Source organism: Kaistella polysaccharea (assembly GCF_020410745.1).
Lineage (GTDB): Bacteria > Bacteroidota > Bacteroidia > Flavobacteriales > Weeksellaceae > Kaistella > Kaistella polysaccharea.
In genome coordinates, this window is record NZ_CP084528.1 from 449,526 (window position 1) to 472,599 (window position 23,074).

At 36.4% G+C, this 23,074-nt stretch carries 21 protein-coding genes; 13 read left to right on the top strand and 8 right to left on the bottom strand.

All coding sequences use genetic code 11. The annotated features are described in order from the left end of the window. Positions 1-100 precede the first annotated feature (100 nt). From LC814_RS01975 to LC814_RS01990, 4 genes are read left to right on the top strand one after another with little or no spacing between them, the layout of a single operon-like run. Positions 101-1,249: an acyl-CoA dehydrogenase gene (locus LC814_RS01975; protein WP_226064675.1), complete on the top strand. Its 1,149-nt coding sequence runs from the start codon at positions 101-103 to the stop codon at positions 1,247-1,249. A 14-nt stretch (positions 1,250-1,263) separates the two neighbouring features. Continuing rightward, the gene (locus tag LC814_RS01980; protein WP_226064676.1) at positions 1,264-1,626 is read left to right on the top strand and encodes a hypothetical protein; all 363 of its coding nucleotides are present in this window, start codon (positions 1,264-1,266) and stop codon (positions 1,624-1,626) included. A 47-nt stretch (positions 1,627-1,673) separates the two neighbouring features. Further along, entirely contained in the window at positions 1,674-1,916 is a 243-nt protein-coding gene (locus LC814_RS01985) for a hypothetical protein (RefSeq protein ID WP_226064677.1), read from the top strand. Positions 1,917-1,941: 25 nt separating this feature from the next. After that, positions 1,942-3,015 (top strand): DUF2891 domain-containing protein, encoded by a 1,074-nt coding sequence (locus tag LC814_RS01990; protein ID WP_226064678.1) that lies wholly within the window; start codon positions 1,942-1,944, stop codon positions 3,013-3,015. A gap of 10 nt (positions 3,016-3,025) precedes the next feature. On the opposite strand, the gene LC814_RS01995 is transcribed toward LC814_RS01990, so the two are convergent. Both LC814_RS01995 and LC814_RS02000 read right to left on the bottom strand, forming a co-directional pair. After that, positions 3,026-4,186 (bottom strand): DUF4349 domain-containing protein, encoded by a 1,161-nt coding sequence (locus LC814_RS01995; protein ID WP_226064679.1) that lies wholly within the window; start codon positions 4,184-4,186, stop codon positions 3,026-3,028. Between the two features lie 129 nt (positions 4,187-4,315). Continuing rightward, complete coding sequence (locus tag LC814_RS02000; RefSeq protein WP_226064680.1) at positions 4,316-5,911, bottom strand: peptide chain release factor 3; 1,596 nt, start codon at positions 5,909-5,911, stop codon at positions 4,316-4,318. 137 nt (positions 5,912-6,048) lie between these two features. On the opposite strand from LC814_RS02000, the gene LC814_RS02005 reads away from it, so the two are divergent. The 3 genes from LC814_RS02005 (at position 6,049) to pheS (ending at position 8,576) form a co-directional block, all read left to right on the top strand. After that, on the top strand, positions 6,049-6,882 hold the full coding sequence (locus tag LC814_RS02005) for a CPBP family intramembrane glutamic endopeptidase (protein WP_226064681.1): 834 nt from the start codon (positions 6,049-6,051) through the stop codon (positions 6,880-6,882). A gap of 20 nt (positions 6,883-6,902) precedes the next feature. Then, positions 6,903-7,478 (top strand): RdgB/HAM1 family non-canonical purine NTP pyrophosphatase, encoded by a 576-nt coding sequence (gene rdgB / locus LC814_RS02010; RefSeq protein WP_226064682.1) that lies wholly within the window; start codon positions 6,903-6,905, stop codon positions 7,476-7,478. Positions 7,479-7,565: 87 nt separating this feature from the next. Next, on the top strand, positions 7,566-8,576 hold the full coding sequence (gene pheS, locus LC814_RS02015; protein WP_226064683.1) for a phenylalanine--tRNA ligase subunit alpha: 1,011 nt from the start codon (positions 7,566-7,568) through the stop codon (positions 8,574-8,576). Positions 8,577-8,675: 99 nt separating this feature from the next. On the opposite strand, the gene LC814_RS02020 is transcribed toward pheS, so the two are convergent. Continuing rightward, positions 8,676-11,093, bottom strand: a complete 2,418-nt coding sequence (locus LC814_RS02020; protein WP_226064684.1) for a DUF5916 domain-containing protein — start codon at positions 11,091-11,093, stop codon at positions 8,676-8,678. Positions 11,094-11,202: 109 nt separating this feature from the next. Further along, positions 11,203-11,970, bottom strand: a complete 768-nt coding sequence (locus tag LC814_RS02025) for a DUF3108 domain-containing protein (protein WP_226064685.1) — start codon at positions 11,968-11,970, stop codon at positions 11,203-11,205. 141 nt (positions 11,971-12,111) lie between these two features. Here LC814_RS02025 and LC814_RS02030 point away from each other — a divergent pair, with 141 nt between their 5' ends. From LC814_RS02030 to xth, 4 genes are all read left to right on the top strand, one after another. Next, complete coding sequence (locus LC814_RS02030; RefSeq protein ID WP_226064686.1) at positions 12,112-13,164, top strand: NAD(P)/FAD-dependent oxidoreductase; 1,053 nt, start codon at positions 12,112-12,114, stop codon at positions 13,162-13,164. A 41-nt stretch (positions 13,165-13,205) separates the two neighbouring features. Further along, the gene (locus LC814_RS02035; protein WP_226064687.1) at positions 13,206-13,538 is read left to right on the top strand and encodes a 2Fe-2S iron-sulfur cluster-binding protein; all 333 of its coding nucleotides are present in this window, start codon (positions 13,206-13,208) and stop codon (positions 13,536-13,538) included. Positions 13,539-13,663: 125 nt separating this feature from the next. Beyond that, a complete protein-coding gene (locus tag LC814_RS02040; protein WP_226064688.1) occupies positions 13,664-16,183 on the top strand; it encodes a cation-translocating P-type ATPase in 2,520 nt (839 codons plus the stop codon). A gap of 74 nt (positions 16,184-16,257) precedes the next feature. Further along, entirely contained in the window at positions 16,258-17,034 is a 777-nt protein-coding gene (gene xth, locus LC814_RS02045; RefSeq protein ID WP_226064689.1) for an exodeoxyribonuclease III, read from the top strand. Positions 17,035-17,129: 95 nt separating this feature from the next. Here the strand turns inward: xth and LC814_RS02050 are convergent, their stop codons facing one another. From LC814_RS02050 to LC814_RS02065, 4 genes are all read right to left on the bottom strand, one after another. Beyond that, on the bottom strand, positions 17,130-18,254 hold the full coding sequence (locus tag LC814_RS02050) for a DNA topoisomerase IB (protein WP_226064690.1): 1,125 nt from the start codon (positions 18,252-18,254) through the stop codon (positions 17,130-17,132). A gap of 3 nt (positions 18,255-18,257) precedes the next feature. After that, a complete protein-coding gene (locus LC814_RS02055) occupies positions 18,258-18,422 on the bottom strand; it encodes a lipoprotein (RefSeq protein ID WP_226064691.1) in 165 nt (54 codons plus the stop codon). Positions 18,423-18,456: 34 nt separating this feature from the next. Beyond that, a complete protein-coding gene (locus LC814_RS02060) occupies positions 18,457-18,894 on the bottom strand; it encodes a DUF6526 family protein (protein WP_226064692.1) in 438 nt (145 codons plus the stop codon). Between the two features lie 218 nt (positions 18,895-19,112). Continuing rightward, positions 19,113-20,660, bottom strand: a complete 1,548-nt coding sequence (locus LC814_RS02065; RefSeq protein ID WP_226064693.1) for a M20/M25/M40 family metallo-hydrolase — start codon at positions 20,658-20,660, stop codon at positions 19,113-19,115. 129 nt (positions 20,661-20,789) lie between these two features. Between LC814_RS02065 and LC814_RS02070 the strand changes: the two genes are divergently transcribed. Both LC814_RS02070 and LC814_RS02075 read left to right on the top strand, forming a co-directional pair. After that, a complete protein-coding gene (locus LC814_RS02070; protein WP_226064694.1) occupies positions 20,790-21,134 on the top strand; it encodes a phage holin family protein in 345 nt (114 codons plus the stop codon). A gap of 42 nt (positions 21,135-21,176) precedes the next feature. Beyond that, positions 21,177-23,066 (top strand): M1 family metallopeptidase, encoded by a 1,890-nt coding sequence (locus LC814_RS02075; RefSeq protein ID WP_226064695.1) that lies wholly within the window; start codon positions 21,177-21,179, stop codon positions 23,064-23,066. Positions 23,067-23,074: the final 8 nt, after the last annotated feature.

Here is a 23,074-nt window from a genome sequence, read left to right on the forward strand (position 1 = left end):
AATTTATTTCAACTCACAAGAAGTATTTTAGAGTAAATTTTAAATTAATTTTTTACTTTTTAGAAATATTGTAAATTTACCACCAAACAATTTTTATTTTATGGATTTTAATTTATCTGAAGAACAGTTAATGATTCAGCAAGCTGCAAGAGATTTTGCGCAAACTGAACTTTTACCCGGAGTTATAGAAAGAGACAACGCACAGAAGTTTCCACACGAACAGGTAAAGAAAATGGGCGAACTAGGACTGCTCGGAATGATGGTTGATCCTAAATATGGTGGTGCTGGAATGGACAGTATTTCTTACGTTCTTGCTGTTGAAGAAATTGCGAAAATAGATGCTTCTGCAGCCGTAGTGATGTCGGTAAACAACTCTTTGGTTTGTGCAGGATTGGAGAAATTTGCGAGTGAAGAGCAAAAAATGAAATACTTGAAACCACTTGCAAGTGGAGAAGTAATTGGAGCATTTGCTTTATCAGAGCCAGAAGCTGGATCAGATGCGACTTCGCAGCAAACGACAGCAGTTGATAAAGGAGATCATTATATTTTGAACGGCACCAAAAACTGGATTACCAATGGTGGTACAGCAACTTACTATATTGTAATTGCACAAACTGATCCTGAAAAAAAACATAAAGGAATCAATGCCTTCATCGTTGAGAAAGGATGGAAAGGTTTCGAAATCGGTCCGAAAGAAGACAAATTGGGAATTCGCGGAAGCGATACGCATTCATTGCTTTTCACGGACGTAGTCGTTCCAAAGGAAAACAGAATCGGTGAAGATGGTTTTGGTTTTAATTTCGCCATGGCAGTTTTAAACGGTGGTAGAATTGGGATCGCTTCTCAAGCTTTAGGAATTGCTTCAGGCGCTTATGAACTTTCTTTAAAATATGCGCAAACCAGAAAAGCTTTTAAAACTGAGATTATCAATCATCAGGCAATTGCTTTTAAATTAGCAGATATGGCAACGTCCATTATGGCTGCCAGAATGTTATGCTACAAAGCGGCTGTTGAAAAAGATGAAGGAAAAGATATTTCTGAGATCGGTGCAATGGCAAAATTATATTCTTCACAAGTGGCAATGGACACTTCAATTGAAGCAGTTCAGATTCACGGCGGTTACGGGTATGTGAAAGAATATCACGTAGAAAGAATGATGCGTGATGCGAAAATAACCCAAATTTATGAAGGTACTTCTGAGATTCAGAAAATCGTGATCTCACGAAGCATCGTTAAAAATAGTAAATAGTAAAAAAACACGCGATGAAAAAAGTTTGGATTATTGTAATTGCCGTTATTCTCGTTTTGGGAAGTTTTATGTGGTATAAATATTATTTTGTTTTTGCCGAAGGAGTAAAATCTGGTTACCTGAATTATGCAAATAAGAAAGGGTATATTTTTAAAACTTATGAAGGAAAATTAATTCAGGAAGGTTTCGGTCGCGGAAAAACCGGCGCATTGACCAGTTATGAATTTGAATTCTCTGTAGAGAACGAAGCGATCTTTAAACAACTTGAAGAAAACAGCGGAAAGCAGTTTGATTTACATTACAAAGAATACAACGGTGCACTTCCATGGCGTGGAAATACAAAATATGTGGTTGATAAAGTTGTCAACATGAAATAAAAAGAAAATCCTTTCAGCAATCTGAAAGGATTTCTTATTTTTAAAAAATGAAAGAATACATACTACAGAAAGAAAGAATTTTCCATTTTCTGGCTTTGGCATTAATTGCGGGTTCCCTTTTTCTAGAAGATCCTATTCAGAAAATGGTGGTTTTGGTGACCGGAATTTTGGGATTATTGGTTTTATCAGCTTTAAAGAAGCAAAAAATACTGGTCATCATTTACTTGGTTTTGTTTTTTGCAGCTGGAATTTTCTACTATTTGGTGAGCGAAGGAAAGCTCAATTTTTAATAAATTTAAGATTAGACTCTTACAAATGAAGCACATTTTACTCTTGGCTCTTTTCCTTGCCATTCCACTTCAAAGCCAGGTTTTACCAAAATTGACCGATGAAATCGCGATGAAGTTGGCTGAAAAACCTTTGAAATGTATCAATCAGGAATTTCCCAACAAAACAGCGCATATTATCAATAATGCGAATGAAGTATTACTATCGCCGAGTGCATTGCACCCGAGTTTTTATGGATGTTTTGACTGGCATTCTTCTGTTCATGGTCACTGGATGCTGGTACGGCTGCTGAAAACAAAACCGCATTTGGCGAACGCCGACCAGATCTTTAAAATTCTGGAAAATTCATTTTTGGAAAATAATATAGAGGCAGAATCAAAATATTTTACCAAATATGACATTGCCGCTAATTTTGAAAGAACCTACGGGTGGGCTTGGTTGCTTAAACTAGATGAGGAACTTTCTACTTGGGATCATCCGAAAGCGAAGCTTTGGCACAAAAATTTAAAACCTTTAACGGAGGAAATCCTTCGCCTCTGGAAAATCTATTTGCCCAAACAAACATATCCCAACAGAACAGGAGTTCATCCCAATTCAGCCTTCGCAATGGCGTTTGCAATCGATTGGGCGAGAGCTTCTAAAGATGAAATTTTCGAAAACCAACTTATAGAAAAGTCAAAATATTTCTATTTAAATGATCAGAAAATACCGGCTTATCTGGAGCCAGATGGAAGTGATTTCTTTTCTCCAAGTTTAGAAATCGCAGATTTAATGCGGCGAATTCTTCCTCAGAAAGATTTTGTTAAATGGCTCAATAAATTTTACGATAAAAGAAGCATTGCAAATATTTCCGAAATTCCTGTGATTAGTGATATTAATGATTTTCAAACCGTACATCTTGTTGGACTTTCATTTAGCAGAGCTTGGTGCATGAAAGGAATAGCAAAATCATTACCCAAAAATCATCCGCTTAAAAAACAGTTCGAAACAACATCTAATAAGTTTTTAGCCAATGCATTACCTCTTTTATTTCAGGGGAATTACGGCGGCGATCATTGGTTAGCGAGTTTTGCCGTCTACGCGCTGGAAGAAGAAAAATAAGTCAGATTGATTATTCTTTTGGAAGATATCTTGAATAATCTGGTTCATTATCTTCCACGGGCTTATCGGGTTTAATTTGTGGATTTTGGCTTATTTCTTCAGAATCTTCAACGTGATTCGTGCGTTCTAAATTTATTATTTGTTTCTTTTTTCTATTTCTCGATATAAAGAATAAAATGATCGCAACGATCAGAAATACTGGCCAAAAGGGTAGTAATGCGAGAAAAACTTTACCAAGAATATCAAAACCACTTTTAAAAGCGCTGGACGATTTGGTTCCGAATGTTTCGCCATCTGTATTTGCAGTTGATTCTTTTGATACTTCTGCAGGCATCGCAGTCACAATATTTTGATGTTTTTGCACCAAAATAATCTCAACAGAACCGTTGCTGCCGCTCATTAAATCCGTTCCTCTAGCTGTCGTATTTTTTGTTTTGATATCGCCCAATTGCGCAGAAATGCTCTGTACAAAATAGTCGAAATCGCGCATCGGAATTTTCGTCATGATTTCCTCCTTACGAATTCCTTCAGATGTGGTATAATTTTCAGAAATTACGCTTCCGTTACTGTCACGCAACTGCTGTCGCAAAAGGGCTTTCGCATCAGAAAGATCTTCAACTTCTATTTCGAGAAAAGATGTTTTTATTAATGGATCTTTTGGTCGCGGATTTTCAGTGACCGTATTTTCCTCTCTCTGAGCTGATGGAGCAGCTGGAATATCATTTTTCGGTTTTGCGGACTTGTCGTCCGTTTGCTGCGTTTGTTTTAAAATTCGATTGGCAGTTTGTGATAAAACGGCGATTGCATTTTCCCCGTTTTTAAGAAGTTGACTTGCAGAATCCAGCGTTTTTGCAACGTCAGTTCCTGTTTTTACATGCTTTGTAATCTTCGCAATTTCTTTGTTGATAGAATCAATTTGCCAACTTCCTGATTTTAAAGTACTGTCGATTCTTTTCGTTTGTTTTTCAATTTGAGGAATAATTACTTTTTTAGCGATTCCGTTAGAATCATTAACTCTTTTAGAAATAGAATCCAAAGTCTTTAGACCGTCGTTCGCTTTTGTAAAAAGACTGTCTGCTCTTTTAAAAGTATCGGTGGTTTGCGTAAATTCCTGTTTTGTGCAGGAAATTATAGAAAATAGAAGCAATATTGCTCCGAATATATTTTTCATATTATATTAATAATTTTATCGGTGCAAGGTAATCAAATAACATTCCTTTAAAAATAAAAACAGACCCCTAAAATATTTAAGAGTCTGTATATGAGTGTTTTGCAAATTAATTTACAACAAGTTTACAATTTATTCCTTTTGAAATTCACTGATGAAATGCAGTTTGATATTCGGAAATTTCTCCTGCGTCATGTGAATTGTGAAAGCGGAATCTGCTAGAAAGACCATTTGTCCATATTTATCTCTTGCCATGAATCTTTGTTTTAGCCGTGCAAACTCTTTAAACTCTTCAGATTTTTCGTCCGCCTCGATCCAACATGCTTTGTGAATGGAAAGGGGTTCGTACGTACATTTTGCACCATATTCGTGCTCCAAACGATACTGGATCACTTCGTACTGCAACGCGCCCACCGTACCAATTACTTTTCGGTTGTTCATTTCTAAGATAAAAAGCTGTGCTACACCTTCATCCATCAACTGATCGATGCCTTTAGCAAGCTGTTTCGCTTTTAATGGATCATCATTATTGATGTATCTAAAATGTTCCGGAGAGAAATTTGGAATTCCTTTGAAACTCAGTTTTTCGCCGGCGGTTAAAGTGTCACCAATCCGAAAATTTCCGGTGTCATGAAGTCCCACGATATCTCCGGGGAAACTTTCATCTACAACTTCTTTTTTATCCGCGAAAAATGCGTTCGGTGACGAGAATTTCATTTTCTTATTTTCCCTAACCAACAGGTAATTTTCATTTCTCTTAAAAGTACCGGAAACGATTTTCACAAACGCTAATCGATCGCGGTGTTTTGGGTCCATATTGGCGTGAATTTTAAAGATGAATCCTGTAAAATCTTTTTCTTCTGGTTTTACAATTCGGGTATCGCTCTCTTTCGGCTGCGGATTTGGTGCAATTTCAATAAAGGCATCCAGCAGTTCTCGAACTCCAAAATTATTCAACGCTGAACCGAAGAAAACAGGTTGTAAATCTCCATTCATATAATCCTCACGGTTAAACTTTGGGTAAACCTCCTGTATTAATTCCAGCTCTTCACGCAAAGTTGCAGCTGCTTTGGCACCAATTGCTTCATCAATTTTTGGATCATTAATGTCATCAAATTTGACCGCATTTCCTACCTTTTGTTTCTTTTCCTCTAAAAACAACTGAATGTTATTTTCCCAAAGATTATAGATTCCCTGGAAATCGCTTCCCATTCCAATTGGCAATGAAAGCGGAACGACAGATAATCCTAATTTTTGCTCGACTTCGTCCAATAAATCAAAAGCGTCTTTTCCTTCACGATCCAATTTATTAATGAAAACAATCATTGGTATATTTCGCATTCTACAAACCTGCACCAGTTTTTCAGTTTGCTCTTCAACTCCTTTTGCAACGTCTACTACTACGATTACAGAATCAACGGCGGTTAAAGTTCGGTACGTATCTTCAGCAAAATCTTTGTGACCAGGTGTATCTAAAATATTAATTTTATGACCTTTATACTCAAATGCTAATACAGAAGTTGCTACAGAAATTCCCCGTTGTCTCTCAATTTCCATGAAATCGGAAGTCGCGCCTTTTTTAATTTTATTTGATTTTACAGCACCAGCTTCCTGAATTGCACCACCAAAAAGCAACAGCTTTTCGGTAAGCGTTGTTTTTCCGGCATCGGGATGGGCAATAATTCCGAAGGTTTTTCTTTTTCCTATTTCCTTGAGTAGATCTGACATAATTATTTTTGAGACTGCAAAAATCGGTTTTTTTTATGGAAAATGAAAATGAGACGACTTCACGTTTACCTTCAAATTTAGAGGACTTTCTGTTTCTCTTTTGTTTAATACAATTATCTTTGCTCAAAATACATTTGATGGAGGATAAAAGGAATATTAAGAAATACATATTCGATTTTAAAGGTGCCGTGGCTCTCGTGGCTGGTATGATTGCTGGAGTTACGTTGGTTTCCATCCTGAATGTAGCAAGCATGTTCTTTTTTAATGTTAATTTTCAGTACGCTGATTTTTATTTATTACTTTCAAATGCAGCCCTTTTTCTTGGTGCGATTTTCTTCTTTGATTTTTTTATTTGTCGACCTTCAACAGGCAGAAAATTAAATTTTAATTTTTCTACGACCAACCTGATGACTTATGTCTTGATTTTTCCCATGATGCTGGGAATGATGTTTATCGCTGAATTTATTACTGCACAGATTCCGACTACAGGTCCGTTCTTCGGGAAATATTATGAATACTTCAGCAAATTGATGGAACAGATGACTTCCAATCCTGCCACTTTAATTGTGCTTGCGGTTTTTATGGCTCCTATTTTTGAGGAAATTGTGTTCCGCGGAATCATAATGAAAGGTTTATTGAACAAAGGAGTTCGGCCCGCATTTGCAATCGTTATCTCCTCTGTGGTTTTTGGAATCGTTCACGGAAATCCTTGGCAGTTTGTAGGTGCCGTATTTCTTGGCTGTGTTTTAGGATTGGTATATTATAAAACGAAGTCCTTGCTTTTACCCATTTTACTGCACGCTTTTAATAATTTATGTTCGAGTATTTTAATATTTTACACTAAAAGCGAAAGTTTTGCAGACGCAGCAAAAATTTCAGAATGGATTATTCTTGGTCTTGGAATCGTACTTTTTACCACTTTTTACATTTTGTTTACTCGGAAATATCGGGTTCATTATAAAGACATTTAACCATTATTTAAATTGTATTCATGAAAAAGGAAATCCTTATTGCCACTCATAACCAACATAAGAAAGAAGAAATTCAACAGATTTTAGGAGACCAATTTCTGGTCACTTCGCTCACAGATTATTACATTCACGATGAAATTGTTGAAGATGGTAAAACATTTCACGAAAATGCACTCATCAAGGCGCGATACTGTTTTAATACAACTGGAAAGGCGAGTTTGGGAGACGATTCAGGTCTGGTTGTAGAAGCGCTTGACGGACGTCCGGGAATTTATTCCGCGCGCTATGCGGGCAATCACGATTTTGGTAAAAATATGACTAAAGTTCTGGAAGAATTGGAGCAAAATGAAAACAGGAAAGCGTATTTCGTCACCGTGATGTGTTTGGTTGATGAAAATGGGATTAATTATTTTGAAGGACGAATTTACGGTCACCTTACCACAGAAATATGTGGGTCAAAAGGGTTTGGCTATGATCCTATATTTGTTCCTGAAAATCACGAAATCACCTTTGCGGAAATGGATGCTGGAGAGAAAAACAAAATTAGTCACCGCCGGAAAGCAATCGATCTGTTTCTGGAATTTATTGGAAAATAGTTTTCAGGTGTCTTTAAATTTCACAATTAATCGGTAAGTTTTTTTCATCTAAAAACCGTATTTTTGCACTCACTTATATTATAGAAGATGTTAGAAAAAATTGATGAGCTGTTAGTAGAAGTTGGTAATTTCAGTTCAGCCAACAAAGATGAAATTGAGCAATTCCGTATCAAATACAGTGGTAAGAAAGGGATTTTAAATGATATTTTTTCTAAATTTAAAGACGTTCCAAACGAGCAGAAAAAAGAATTTGGTCAGAAGATAAATACTCTTAAACAGGCCGTTGAAACGAAACTTGTCGACCTAAAGAATGCAACAGCTTCCAACATAATTTTGGAAAAAGATGACCTCACTAAACCAGGTTATCCGGCGGAGCTAGGAACGCGTCACCCCATTAATTTAGTGAAAAACAGAATTATCGAAATTTTTCGGTCAATTGGTTTTGCCGTTGCAGATGGTCCCGAAATAGAAGACGACTGGCACAATTTTACGGCGCTTAACCTGCCAGAATATCATCCAGCGCGTGACATGCAGGATACTTTCTTTGTCGAAACCAATCCAGATATTTTGCTGAGAACCCATACTTCATCAGTTCAGATCCGATACATGGAAAATAACGAACCACCGATGAGAATTCTGTCCCCAGGTCGGGTTTTTCGGAATGAAGCCATTTCCTCGCGCTCTCACTGTATATTTCATCAGATAGAAGGTCTTTATATCGATCAGAGCGTAAGCTTTGCAGATTTAAAACAAACCATTCAATATTTTACAACTGAACTTTTTGGAAAATCAAAAATTAGATTGCGACCGTCCTATTTTCCGTTCACCGAACCAAGCGCCGAAGTTGACGTTTATTGGGGTTTAAATTCTGAAACAGATTATAGAATTACCAAAGGAACAGGTTGGCTAGAAATTATGGGCTGTGGAATGGTTGATCCTGCCGTTTTAACGAATGTAAATATCGATCCTGATAAGTTCTCTGGTTACGCCTTTGGGATGGGAATCGAAAGAATTACAATGCTCCTTTACCAAATAAATGACATTCGTATGTTTTACGAAAATGATAAAAGAATGTTGGAGCAATTTAAAAGTCTTTAAATAAATATTAAATTAATCCTTCAAATTAGACTTTAAATAAAATTAAAAAACTTCCAGATTTTTCTGGAAGTTTTTCGTTTGAGACTATTTCGGAAAAATTTAATTCTTCTTTTTAAACCAATTCTTTGCCTGATTGTAATCGATATAATAAGTGACTTTTAAGCTCAGCGTATTATTCATTGGCTCATTAAATAAATTATTAAAGTTTTTATTAAAATTAATTTTAGAATAATCCAGATAATTTTGAGCAGCATTTTGATAGAGTAGCGTCAACTGACTTCCGGGCGCAAACCACCAAGAATAGCGTAAATCTACATTCCAGGAATTATAGGTTTGGTTGTTGATGGAGTAAGTATTCGTTGGTGAAACACTACCATCATCTTGTAAAGTTCCGAAACTTTTATAATTAACTTCGGTGTAATAATGTCGTAAACTGAAACTGAGCGCCATTTTATTATTGATCGTATATTTTGAGGTAAGTCCATTAATCACCGTATTTCTATTTCTGGTTCCGATGTAGATATTATTGATGTTTTTTCCGGCAAATCCCTGTTCCTGGTTACTTACGTTGTATTTTCCATCGTAGCTTAAAGAGAAATGATCGGAAATTCTATAACTTAGATCGAGTTGATTATTAAATCGGTTTCGTCCTTTTTGGTCGTACGCATAATAATCGGTGCTGAAGTTGTACGTAAATTTTTTGCGGTTGTCTGAGTTAAACCATATCCACGGATTGATGTAAGCCGGAACTGATAAGTATTTGCCAAATACGCGTGGCTCATACAAATCATTTTCTTTTCTATACTGTAAACCACCGCCAAAATTTCTGAATTTTTTATCCTGAAAATTTACATTCGTACTTATTTCGAACGCTTTAAACAAATCAGTATCTAATCTTCTTTCGTAATTAACATTAAAATTCCAGTTGATATTATTGAAATTTTTGGTCGGCTGTAAAATCCGATAGCCGTAATTTCCGTTGAAATGAATTTTGTTGGTTTCACCAGTGTAACCCAAATCATCAATATTATAATCTTTTGAAATCGCTTCTACACCAACTTGATAATTACTTTTACCAAATATTTTTTTAATTCCTGCATTGATGTTGGTGCCGAAATCGCTTGTGCCATCTTTTACATAACTTCCTCGGTAACCACCATAAACATTGTATTTATTTTTCTTATCGGTTAAATCGAGCAAAATTGCAGTCGCATTAGCATCACGGAAATCGCCGGCTCGGGTTACATTGGTATTGATTAACGACACGGACGAATTTCCATTAAAACGTTGATCAAAAACCAAAACATTATAATTGGCTAAAGGTTCTATGGTTTCAAAACGAGTTTCTCCCGTAAAATCATTTTTAATTTCGACTTCTGTTTTTTTGGTAACAGCATTAAAGAAACCGATTCCCAAACCTTTATTGGTTCGTCCGGAAATTTTGGTGGCGTTGAACAATTTTACTTTCTGAATATTTCCTACCAAAGATTCATCTTCCCCAATATTGGGATCTCTTGAAGGATAATCGCCGACACGACGAGAATAAAATAAATCCCCTTTACTGAAGAGTTCTGTGCCTTCCGTAAAAAAAGACCGTTTCTCGGAAAATTGCTGTTCAAAAGGGCCAAGATTTAAAATATTATCATCAAAAGCAGTTTGGCCAAAATCTGGAATCAAGGTAGTGTCTAAGGTAAAAGCATCATTAATACCATATTTCACATCCATTCCACCATTTACGCTTGTTGAAGTTTTACCATCATAATTATTAACATAAGTTGAAAAGTAAGGCAAAAAAGACAATCTTACAGGCGGTTTAATGTTTTCTATTCCGCTTAAAACACCGTCGTATAATAGGAATGATCCTTTTTTATTATCGATAAAATTCCAGGTAGATTTTACCTTTGTCCGTTGAACTAAGCGTACAAAGTTTAAACCCCATTCCTGAATATCTTTTTTCGGAAAACGTAATTCTGAATACGGAATCTTCATTTCAACGGTCCAACCATCATTATCAATTTTTGCAGCACTAAACCAAACGGCGCTCCAGTTGGAATCTTCACCGTAATCGTTCGTCATTTTTGCATCGAACTGAACGCCATTTGGCAATACCATAAATTCTGAGCTTTGCTGCTTGTCATTATAACCATTGATGACGACGTCAAAAAAATCATCATTTCCTACGTTATCACGTTCAACCAGTTCTTTAGAAATTTTATCTGGTTCCGGATCATACATTTTTGCGCCAAAATAAATTCCAGTATCATCGTATAAAATTTTCACTTCAGTTCTAAATTCAGGAGCTTCTGCTTTCCCATTTTGTGGTTGAAATTCTACGAAATTTTTTGCGACAGACGCATTTTTCCAAACTTCTTCATCTAAAATTCCATCAATTTTTGGAGCGATATTAATTTTAGTAATGGTAATTTTCTTTCGGGAAATGCTATCTTTTTCAACAGTTTGTGCGTACGACTTTACCGATAAAAACGAAAGTAGGAGTGTAGTGAAAATGAATTTCATGTAATAGTTTAAGAATAAGACAACGAAAACCTAAAAAGTGTTACATCGTTGTGAAATAAAAACAAAAAAAACGGACGATCGTCCGTTTTTAAAAGTAGTGCTAAACTTTCTATTTACTGAAATTTAAGGGGTATTTCACTTTATAAAAAGAATCGATATCGGCCACCAATGAACCAACCGCTAACTCCGCTTTAATCGAAAGTGGAATGTGATTGCGGTCATTACTTACATATAAAATAACGCCTTCTTTATCTTTAAATACACGCCCGCTAATAACTTGCGGAACAATTTTCAAACTGTTGATATAGCCAAATTTTGTTTTAATGTTTTCCGTTCCTACTACTTTCAGCTGGAAAGGAAACATTTCATCATCAATCCAAATGTTCATCTTTTTGATGGTTCCTACTTTTAATTCATCTTCATCTAAACTTCTTAAATAGTAAAATGCAGACAACATATCCTGAATTCCTTTAACGGATTTTACAACGGTTGTTGAATTTTTTTCCTTGTCGGTGAGCAAAAGAGTTTGATTGTTGTGATTAAATACGGTTTCAAAATGTTGCGTATAATTCCCTTCTTTTACATTTCGTACATAAAAACTGGGTAATCCAGTGGAGTAATTGATAAAACTTTCGTAGTTATCTTCTACTTTAAAAAATGCGCGCACCGCTCCTGTTGTTCTACCATAGCCTTTCACATAAAAGTGAGGTTGCCCTTTATATGTCGTTTTCAATGTCGTTAAACTTGCGGTACCGGCGTTAAGTAATCCATAATGGATTCTATATCGAAGAACTTCACCAGACTGAATATCATTTAGCTTCTGGCCGTACGTATGAGAGAGTAAAATAAGGCCGAAGAACAAAAAAATCTTTTTCATGGTCATGCATTTGCAAATTATTTGCCATACTGCAGAAATTTAGAAATGTGGACGAAACTCTATGAGAATAATCATTTATGCAGCGCTTAAGATTCTTTTAATTTTCGTAAATTTGTGCCATTATTCTCTAAAAAATTTTTAATGATTACAACTGATATATTGATTATAGGAGCTGGTCCGACGGGACTTTTTACAGTTTTTGAAGCCGGTTTACTAAAATTAAAATGTCACCTCATCGACGCTCTTCCGCAGCCAGGTGGTCAATTAACTGAACTTTACCCTAAAAAACCCATTTTTGATATTCCAGGATTCCCCGCAATAAATGCAGGTGCATTGGTTGATAATTTAATGGAACAAATTAAGCAGTTTCAGCCTGGTTTTACATTAGGCGAAACCGCACAAACATTGACCAAACTTGAGGACGGAACTTTCGAAGTCATCACCAATAAAGGAACTGTACATCATGCTAAAGCGGTCGCGATTGCAGGCGGATTAGGAACTTTTGAGCCGAGAAAACCTGTACTGGACAACTTGTCAGCTTATGAGGAAAATGGGGTGGAGTATTTTATAAAAGAACCTGAGCATTTGCGTAATAAAAAAGTAGTGATCGCTGGAGGTGGTGACTCCGCTTTAGACTGGAGTATTTTCTTGGCAGATATCGCCAGTGAAGTAACTTTGATTCATCGACGTAATGAATTCCGTGGAGCATTGGATTCTGTAGAAAAAGTTCAGGCGTTGAAAGATCAGGGAAAAATACACATGATGACTCCGGCAGAAGTAAGAGGTTTGAAAGGCGACGGAAAACTGAGCGCCATCACCATTGAAAAAGAAGGGGAAATTTTCGATCTCGAAACCGATTATTTTATTCCACTTTTTGGTTTAACTCCAAAATTGGGAGATATTGCCAATTGGGGTTTAGAAATTGAAAAAAATGCAATTGTTGTAAATAACGCTCTGGATTATCAAACGAATATTCCTGGAGTTTACGCCATTGGAGATGTTAACACCTATCCTGGGAAATTAAAACTGATTTTATGTGGTTTTCACGAAGCTACATTGATGTGTCAAAGTGTTTACAACATGCTGAATCCTGGTAAAAAGTTCGTCTTAAAATATACCACCGTGAGCGGAATCGATGGTTTTGACGGAAGTCGCAAGGAAGCAGAGAAAGCAGTGGTAATGAAAATTGACTAATAAAGAGGAAGTAAAAAGTAAAAAGAATCAAGTACAAGACAATGCAGGACATTACGCTCAAAATTACTGACCGAAACGGAGATTTACATGAAGTGGTTGCGCCCACCGATATGTCGATGAATTTGATGGAAGTTATCCGGTCTTACGAATTGGCAGAAGAAGGTACAATTGGTGTTTGTGGCGGAATGGCGATGTGTGCATCATGCCAGGTTTATGTGGTGGAAGGTTCAGATAAACTGACCGAAATGGGCGCTGAAGAAGACGCGATGCTGAGTGAAGCATTTTATGTTCAGGAGAACAGCAGACTTGGCTGTCAGATACATATTACAGAAGATATTGACGGTTTAGAAGTTGCCATTGCACCGTATCCATAAAGGAAATCGTTTTTACTAAAAGTTTAAAGGGAAGGAAATTGAGGTTTTCTTCCTTTTTTATTTTCAGTCCCTAAATCGGAATTGAGCAATACTTTTATTATCTTTAGTTGACAAATATTCAACGTATGTTTTTTCATATTCCCGAACATTTAAAAGGTTTAACGGACGAAGAAGTTCAACGCTCTCATCAGAAATTTGGTTATAATCAAATGAAGCAAATTGAGAAAAGCAGTTGGCTGAAATTGCTATTCGACATCTTGCGCGAACCGATGTTGATTTTATTAATCATCATTGCAATTATTTATCTGGCTGTTGGAAATTACGGTGAGGCACTCTTCATGTTGGCGGCGATAATTCTAGTTTCCGGGATTTCTTTTTATCAGGACAATAGAAGTCAGAAAGCGCTGGAAGAATTAGAAAAACTCAACGAACCTTTAAGCCGAGTCATCAGAAATTCAAAGATTGTAGAAATTCCTACGCACGAAATTGCAGTTGGAGATCTGTGTATTACTGAGGAAGGAAAAATGATCAATGCCGATGGAAAAATCGTTCATAGCAATGATTTCTCTGTGAATGAATCCTCACTTACGGGTGAAAGTTTTTCTGTCTTTAAAGATAATACTTCGGAAGATCGGCAGGTTTACAATGGAACTTCCACCGTTTCTGGTCTGGCTGTTTTTGAAGTCGAACATATTGGTAAAGAAACCAAACTTGGTAAAATTGGTGAATCTATTTCCGCCATAAAAGATGAAAAATCTCCTCTACAAAAGCAGATTGAGCAGTTTTTGAAATACATGGCGATTATAGGAGTCACCGTTTTCCTTTTAGTTTGTGCCGTTAATTATTACCATACCCGAAATATTGTTGATTCCTTATTAAATGGATTGACTTTGGCAATGTCGATTTTGCCTGAAGAAATTCCCGTTGCTTTTACAACCTTCATGGCTCTCGGCGCCTGGAAATTAATGCGGGACGGCATCATTATTAAAAAAAGTAATATCGTTGAAACCTTAGGAAGTGCCACGGTTATTTGCACTGATAAAACGGGAACTATAACGGAAAATTCCATGCATCTAAAAGCCGTTTATGATTTTAGAGGTGACAAAGTTTTTAATGACCAGCAATTTAATGACGAATCGGTGACAGAACTGATCCAATATGCGATGTGGAGTAGTGAGCCCGTTCCTTTTGACCCGATGGAAAAATCCCTTCATCAGGTTTACGGCGAAACTCAAAAAGTAGATCTTCGTCCGGAATTTGAGATGTTTCATGAATATCCATTAGATGGAAAACCACCGATGATGACGCATCTTTTTAAAAATGAAAAAGGCGAACGAATCATTGCGGCAAAAGGTGCTCCTGAAGCCATCATTAATGTTTGTCAACTTTCTGAAGAAGATCAGATTAAAATCAGAAAAGAAATTGATGAGTTTGGAAAGCAAGGGTATCGACTTTTAGGAATTGCTAAATCAAACTTTCAAGGAGATGATTTTCCAAAAAAACAACAGGATATTCAGTTTGAATTTTTGGGAATGGTGGTTTTCTACGATCCGCCAAAGAAAGGAATCGACGAAGTTTTTAGAAAATTTAAAGAAGCCGGAATTAAGATAAAAGTAATCACCGGAGATAATGCTCAAACAACAAAAAGTATCGCTTTACAAGCCGGAATTAGAGGAGTTTCAAATCCAGTTAATGGTGTTGAAATCAGTCATCTGAGCGAAGAAGAATTAATGAAAGTAGTCGATCAAAAAGTATTGTTTACCAGAATGTTTCCGGAAGCAAAACTTTGCGTCATTAATGCTTTAAAAAAGAATAATGAAGTAGTAGTCATGCTTGGCGATGGCGTTAATGATGGACCAGCCTTAAAAGCCGCACACATCGGAGTTGCGATGGGCGAGAAAGGAACTGAAATCGCAAAAGCCGCTGCAGTAGTTATTTTGACAAATGATGATTTGGGAAAATTAGTGACTGCGATTGCGGCCGGACGTAGGATTTATACCAACATTAAAAAAGCAGTTCAGTATATTATTTCGATTCATATTCCAATTATTCTGACGGTTTCCTTGCCCTTATTTTTAGGTTGGGCTTTTCCCCAAATTTTTACGCCGGTTCACGTTATATTTTTAGAATTGGTGATGGGTCCAACCTGTTCCATCGTTTATGAAAATGAACCGATGGAAAAGAATACGATGACGCAAAAACCGCGGCCAATGTCGGAAACCTTCCTAACGATGAGGGAATTGATCATCAGTATTATTCAGGGATTAGTGATTACCGCCGGAGTTCTGTTCATTTACCAGTTAACGTATAGAAATGGAGGTAATGAAGTTATGACGAGATCGATGGTTTTTACCACTTTAATTTTCGCGAATATCTTACTGAGTTTTGCGAACAGATCGTTTTACTATACGATGTTTGAAAGTTTCAGGAATAAGAACAATCTTTTAATTTATATTACTTTAGGAACCTTAGGTATGTTAATGATTATGCTGTATGTTGGTCCGGTTACTCAATTCTTTAAGTTGAACTCATTGAATCTGAACCAACTTTTAACGGCAGGTTCTGCAGCAATTATTTCGGTCATGTGGTTTGAAATCTATAAACTGTTAAAGAGGATATTTAATAGTAAGAAAGATGAAATTTAATTCGCGTTCGACTACCTTTTTTAAGTGGAATTTAAATCAAGATTTTTTTAATAATTTTATATAAAATACGAATCATGAAAATCGCAACTTATAATGTAAATGGAGTAAACGGTCGACTGCCGGTTCTTATAAAATGGCTCAGTGAAGAAAAACCTGATGTCGTTTGTTTGCAGGAATTGAAAGCTCCGCAAGAAAAATTCCCTGAAGCAGAAATTTTAGAAGCAGGTTATCATGCTGTTTGGGTCGGACAAAAAAGTTGGAATGGAGTTGCGATCTTAACGAAAACGCAAAAAGCAACAGTTGTCAGAACTGCCTTACCAGGCGATGAAACCGACGAACAAAGCCGTTACTTAGAAGTGAAGATGAATGATTTAACAATCGTTTGTGTTTACGTACCTAACGGAAATCCAACTCCCGGTGAGAAATATGATTATAAATTGAGATGGTTGGAAAGACTGGATGCTCAGGCAGAACTTTTAATAAGTTCGGGAAAACCGGTCATCATCACGGGAGATTTTAATATTATTCCAACGGAGAATGATGTTTATAAACCGGAAAAATATAAAAAAGACGCTCTTTTTCTACCTGAAGTTCGGACTTCTTTTCAGAATTTAATTGCGCAAGGTTGGACCGATGGTTTGCGCCATCTTTATCCCGAAGAAACAATTTATACTTTTTACGATTATTTCAGAAAAGCCTACGAAAGGAATGCCGGAATGCGGATCGATCATTTTCTGCTTTCTCCTGATATTTTACCTCATTTAAAAAATGGTGGAGTAGATAAGGAAGTTCGCGGCTGGGAAAAATCAAGTGATCATGTTCCGACGTGGATTGAGTTGGAGAACATTTAGTTCCTGATCTTTCACATAAAACCAAAAAAAATCTCTTTTTTAAAAGAGATTTTATATTTTCAAAAATTGAAGTTTGGTGTTTTTTCTGAAATCTTCTAAATGGTTGGTTTTTCTGTTTTCAAAATTTTCATGACGATAAGTTCTTCTTTGGTCAGTCCAGATTTTCCGTCATCAACTTCAAGGTCATCCAATTCTTCAAGGTATTTAGTGATGGAATTGTTTTCATATAAATTAATCATGAGCGGATGAATATAGTATTTTCTACACACCGTACTCGTATTTCCCAGTTCACAAGCCACGAGTTCTATCGCTTGTTTTATTTTAGATTTCTGAGTTAATTTTTCTTCAGGATCGGTGGCAGCGTCAATTTCTCTAAAGGCAATTAATGCATTTACGGTTCCAGACCATGTTCGGAAATCTTTTGCTGTAAAATCTTCACCACTAATTTCTTTTATGTATTCGTTTACCATTCCGCTTTCTATAGCATGGCGCTTCCCATCTTCATCGTAATATTGAAATAATTCCTTACCAGGAATGTCGCGACAGTTTTTAACCGCCTTTGCAAGTTTTCGATTTTTGAGGTCGATATCATGGTAAATTCCTTTTTTACCTTTGAAAGAAAATTTAATTTTCTGTCCCGTAATATCAACATGTTTGTCCTTCAAAGTCGTCAGGCCAAATGATCCATAAAGTTTTTCATATATATTATTTCCAATCCGAATATTGGTGCGTTCCATCAAACTGACAACCAGCGCCAAAACTTTCTTCTTATCTAGATTTCTACGAGATAAATCCTTTTCCAGTTGCAGGCGAATAACAGGTAATGTTTCCCCGAATTGCAGCATTCGGTAAAATTTTGTATGATTTCTCAAAGCATTCCAAACGGGATGATAGCGGTATTGTTTCCGTCTTTTCGCATCAATTCCCGTAGCTTGTAAATGGCCGTTTTGTAAGGCACAAATCCACACGTCTTCCCAGGCAGGAGGAATTGCAAGCTTTTTAATTCGCTGCAATTCTTCCTTGTCTTTAATGCGTTCATCTCCCAGAAAATAAAAAAAATTCTTTCCTCTTTTCTTGCGCAAAATACCGTCAATTTCACTATCATTTGTATAAACCAGTTTTACTGCTTTTGCAGATTTTACTGGGTCCTTCATGATTTTAATAATTTTTGCCGGACTTATTTTCGCGATGAGATCTACGCTGGGAATATCTGTGTTCATTTGCTAATTTTTACCCCGGGTAAATAACCAGATAATTACGGCGATAACTGCACCTATTAAAAAGAATGCCCACCACATACCGGCTTTAAAAATGGTACCAATGGCATCACATCCAGTTAATGTAAATAGTGCAAAAATAGCTAATGTTAGAAAGGTGAACTTTTTCATAATGTTAAAATTTTAATGTTTATAATGTTTTAAATTAAACTCTCTGGTGATCGGGACGCCAGTTGGTTATTGATTTTTTGATCTCATCTCCGCTTATATTTTCGGTAAGTGCCTTTTCTAAAAGAATAGAAAATTCATCATCATATGCGAATCGAAGTGCTGCGATCTGACCGAAAGAAAGTTTGTTTTCGACATCATCAGATCTTTTTCCAAAGATTTCAAAATACCTCTGTTTAAATTCAAGGCGTATAATTCGATCCTGATTTCCCAACGCGTAGTGCTGCCTAAGCATTAATGTTAAATAAATAAAAAGAAAAATAATAACTGAAAATAAGGTCCAGATTAACTCGTTGGATTCATCAGTTAAGATCTTACGAATACCTAAAATAAATAAAAATCCGAGAATGGGCAGAAAGATAAAATGGTGCGGTGGATAGAATTTTCGATGGTTTTTGTAGTTTTGATTTTGCATTTTTTAAGCACATCAAATTATTAACCATACTGCATTACTTCGCTGAAAAAAAGTAATATTTGAATGTCTTTTAGAACTATTATTTTAAATTAAGCCGAATTATTAGTTTAAATTTGAGCTGGTATTCATCAAAACTAAATAAAAAAACCGTTACTGATTGTTAGATAAATACCTAATTATCAGTAACGGTTTATATTTTTTCTTCCTAAAAATACGTCCTAATCAAAGCCACCATTACGAGTGGGTTCTTTAACTTCCGGCCATTTCATGGGTTCACCATTTCGGTCAAGTGGAAGTTTTATTTTTTCAGCCGATGCTTTTTCTGGATCTTCACTTGCCATATAAGTTAAGATGGCGATTGTTGCCACATTGCTTTTTACATCATCAAATACTATTTTGTCATAAGTATCTCGATTCGTGTGCCACGTATAATTGCCATAACTCCAGCTGAGAGAACTCATACTAAAAGCTGGAACACCTGCTGAAACAAAAGAAGAATGGTCAGATCCTCCGCCGCTAGGAAAGCCTGGATAAGAAGTCTCTATATCTTTAGTAAGTTCTTTTGGAACAGCGCGTAGCCATCTTCCCATATAATCATAGGAATTTAAAAAACCTTGGCCGCTGATATTTGCAATTCTTCCCGTTCCATTGTCCTGATTAAAAACAGCTTGCACATTTGGCATTTGATCTTTGTGCGCCGAAACGTAGGCACGCGATCCATTCAACCCCTGTTCTTCACTTCCCCAAAGTCCTACGATAATTGTTCGCTTCGGATTTGGATAATATTTTTTCAAAATTCGGGCTACTTCCATCATTGTAATGGTTCCTGTACCGTTGTCTGTAGCGCCAGTTCCACCGTCCCAAGAATCCAAATGGGCTGAAAGAATCACATATTCATTCGGTTTTTCGGAACCTTTGATTTCAGCTACGGTATTGAAAGTAGGAGCAGAACCTTTATCTTTTGATTGTGCATTCACTTTTAATTTTGGCGTTGTAGCGTGCTGAATCATTCTGTATAACTGACCGTACGCTTCCAGAGAAACATCAAAAACGGGGATCTTTTTTGTGCCGGCAGCAAAAATTTTATTCACTCCAAATCCACGGGACCAATAAGACGACAGAATTCCCGCAGCACCAGCATTTTCTAATTTCGCATTTAAAGTTCGGGAAGTTTCTCCAGTGGTAGCGATTGATTTTCTCCACTCTTCAGCAGCCTCTGCAGATTCCTTTTTCATTTTTTCAAATGATTCCGGCGTGGCATATTCTTTCCAGTTATAATCGGGTCTACCGCTGGGTTGATATTGGGAAACCATGACCAATTTACCTTTCACTTTCGGTAACCATTGGTTGAATTCTTCTTTATTTTTAAAAATAGGCAGCATCACTACATCTGCAGTAAGGCCTTTGGTTGATGTGGCAGGACTAAATGCCAACTGCATTCCTTCAATTGATTGTACATAAGGATAAACCATTTCAATCGTCGATGTTCCTCTTTCCCAGGATTTCCAATCGCCCCATTTTTCGTTTTTCGCCGCAATTCCCCAGTTTTCAAAACGTTTCACCGCCCATTCATGCGCCTGCTGCATTTTTGGACTGCCGACTAATCGGGGACCAATCCCATCCATCAGTTCATACGCCAGCGTTTCCAGCTGTGAATTTTTGTACGTTTCATCCATGATGGATTGTACCATTTGGTCTTTGGTCTGCGCGTTTAAGCTGATTGCAAAAACGGTTGAAACCATCAATAACTTAGCATAATTCTTCATTGAAAATAAATTTCGGATGAAGATAATAAAATTTCAATGATAATAGTGCCTGACAGCGCGGAAAAGAAAAAGAGCCTTCCATCGTGATAAATCATAAATATTTTATATTTTTATAAAAAATACAGAATTATGAACTTAATTATCAGATTACTCGTAACCGCAATCGTCGCGTTTCTTCTTACCAAAGTTTTAACCGGAGTCCATATCGACGGATTTTCTACAGCGTTAATTTTTGCCCTTATTTTAGGACTTTTGAATTTAATTGTAACTCCAATTCTGAAGATTTTAGGGTTGCCGTTAACGATTCTTACGCTCGGTCTTTTTTCATTGGTCATTAATGCATTGGTTGTTTTATTGGCGGCAAAATTTGTTTCAGGAATGTCGATTGACGGTTTTGGCTGGGCATTTATTTTCAGTATTGCACTTTCATTGATAACTTCTTTGCTTAGCAGTATTATTTCTCCGGGGAAATAATTATGTAATTCAGTAAATTTCAAATCATTAATTAGTATACTTATGGCGTTTTTAGGCTGTCCAAGATTTTGTAGAAGTGCAGTTTTTAGCGCTGTCTTTTTAATGTTGAGCAGTTTACTATTTGCGCAGGAATTATACATTCCTAGGAATATTGTTGAAGCCTATAATAATAAAACACGCTCCCTGGATGGAAAGCCTGGTGCAAATTACTGGCAGAATGGTGGAGATTATTCCATTAACTTTCATATTGATACTAATAAAAAAATCGTTTCTGGAAATGAGACGATCCAGTATCGAAATAACGCTCCGGATGTCTTAAAAACAATGGTTCTGAGATTTGTAAATAATGTTCATAAACCAACTTCCCCACGTGCTGCAAAAGTTTCTCCGGAGTTTTTAAGTGAAGGTTTACTGATAAAATCACTTTCTATAAATGGCGATAAATACGACATCAATTCTAAATTTTGGGAGACCTTTTATGAATTGAAATTAAAGAATCCGCTTCTGGCCAAATCAACCAATATTATAAAAATAGAGTGGGAGTTTCCTTTATCAAAAGAAAGTGGAAGAGAAGGCCAAATTGATGATAAGACCTTTTTCTGTGCTTACGCATATCCGCGAATTTCGGTCTATGACGATTATAACGGCTGGGACAAATTACCACATAACGGACGGCAGGAATTTTATAATGATTTTAATAATTACGAGGTATCCATCACGGCTCCGAAAAATTTCATTGTTTACGCAACGGGTATTTTTCAAAATCCTGAAGAAGTTTTGCAACCTAAAATTCTGGAAAAGTTTAAATTTTCGCTGACTTCAGACCAAGTCGTTCATGTCGCCACGAAAGACGAAGTCAATAACAATAAAGTCACGCAACAAAAACCTTTCAATACCTGGAAGTTTACAGCACAAAATATAAGCGATTTTACATTTGGTCTTAGTTCATCCTATAGTTGGGATGCGTCAAGCATACTTTTACCAACAAAAAGAGTCAGCACTCAGGCAGCTTATAATGCTGGAACTGCGGATTTTGAAAAATATGTAGAATGGGAAAATTACAGCATTCACTGGTTTTCCACACACTGGCCTGGAATTGAATATCCCTTCCCAACCATGACGGCGTTTCAAGGGTACGCAGATATGGAATACGCCATGATGGTGAACGATACGGCAATACCCGATAATTTTGCAGATTCCCGACAAACCGTAGATCACGAAATCGCACACACTTATTTCCCTTTTATGATGGGAACCAACGAAACGCGGTACGCCTTTATGGATGAAGGTTGGGTCACTGCCTTCGAATATTTGATTGGCGAAGCTGAAAATGGGAAAGCTTTTAATGATAAAATGTTTACCGATTTTCGTGTAAAAAGATATACCAGTGACACTTCGGCAGAAGAGGATCAACCTATAATTTCCATGAGCAGTCAATTGTCTGGAATGGGTTATGGCAGCAATGCGTACATTAAACCAGCGCTCGCTTATTTGGCTCTGAAAGATTTGCTTGGTGATGAAGTTTTTAAAAAATCGCTTCATTATTATATGAATTCTTGGAAAGGAAAACATCCAACGCCTTGGGATTTTTTCTACAGCATGAATTTTGGTAGTGGTCAAAATTTAAATTGGTTCTGGAACAACTGGTTTTTCAGTAATCATTATCTGGATTTAAAAATATCTTCCGCTGAAATATCAGATGATGATATCAATTTATCTCTTCAAAATGTTGGTGGATTTGCAATACCTTCGGATCTTAAGATTACGTATGAAGATGGTAGTTTTGATACCAAGCATTTGTCGCCTGAAATCTGGAAAAATGGGCCATTCTATCAGACAAAATTTGAAATCAGCACGAAAGTAAAATCGATAAAAATCGATGGTGGAATTTTCATGGATTACACGCCGGCCGATAATGTAATAAATTATTAAAACCTTAC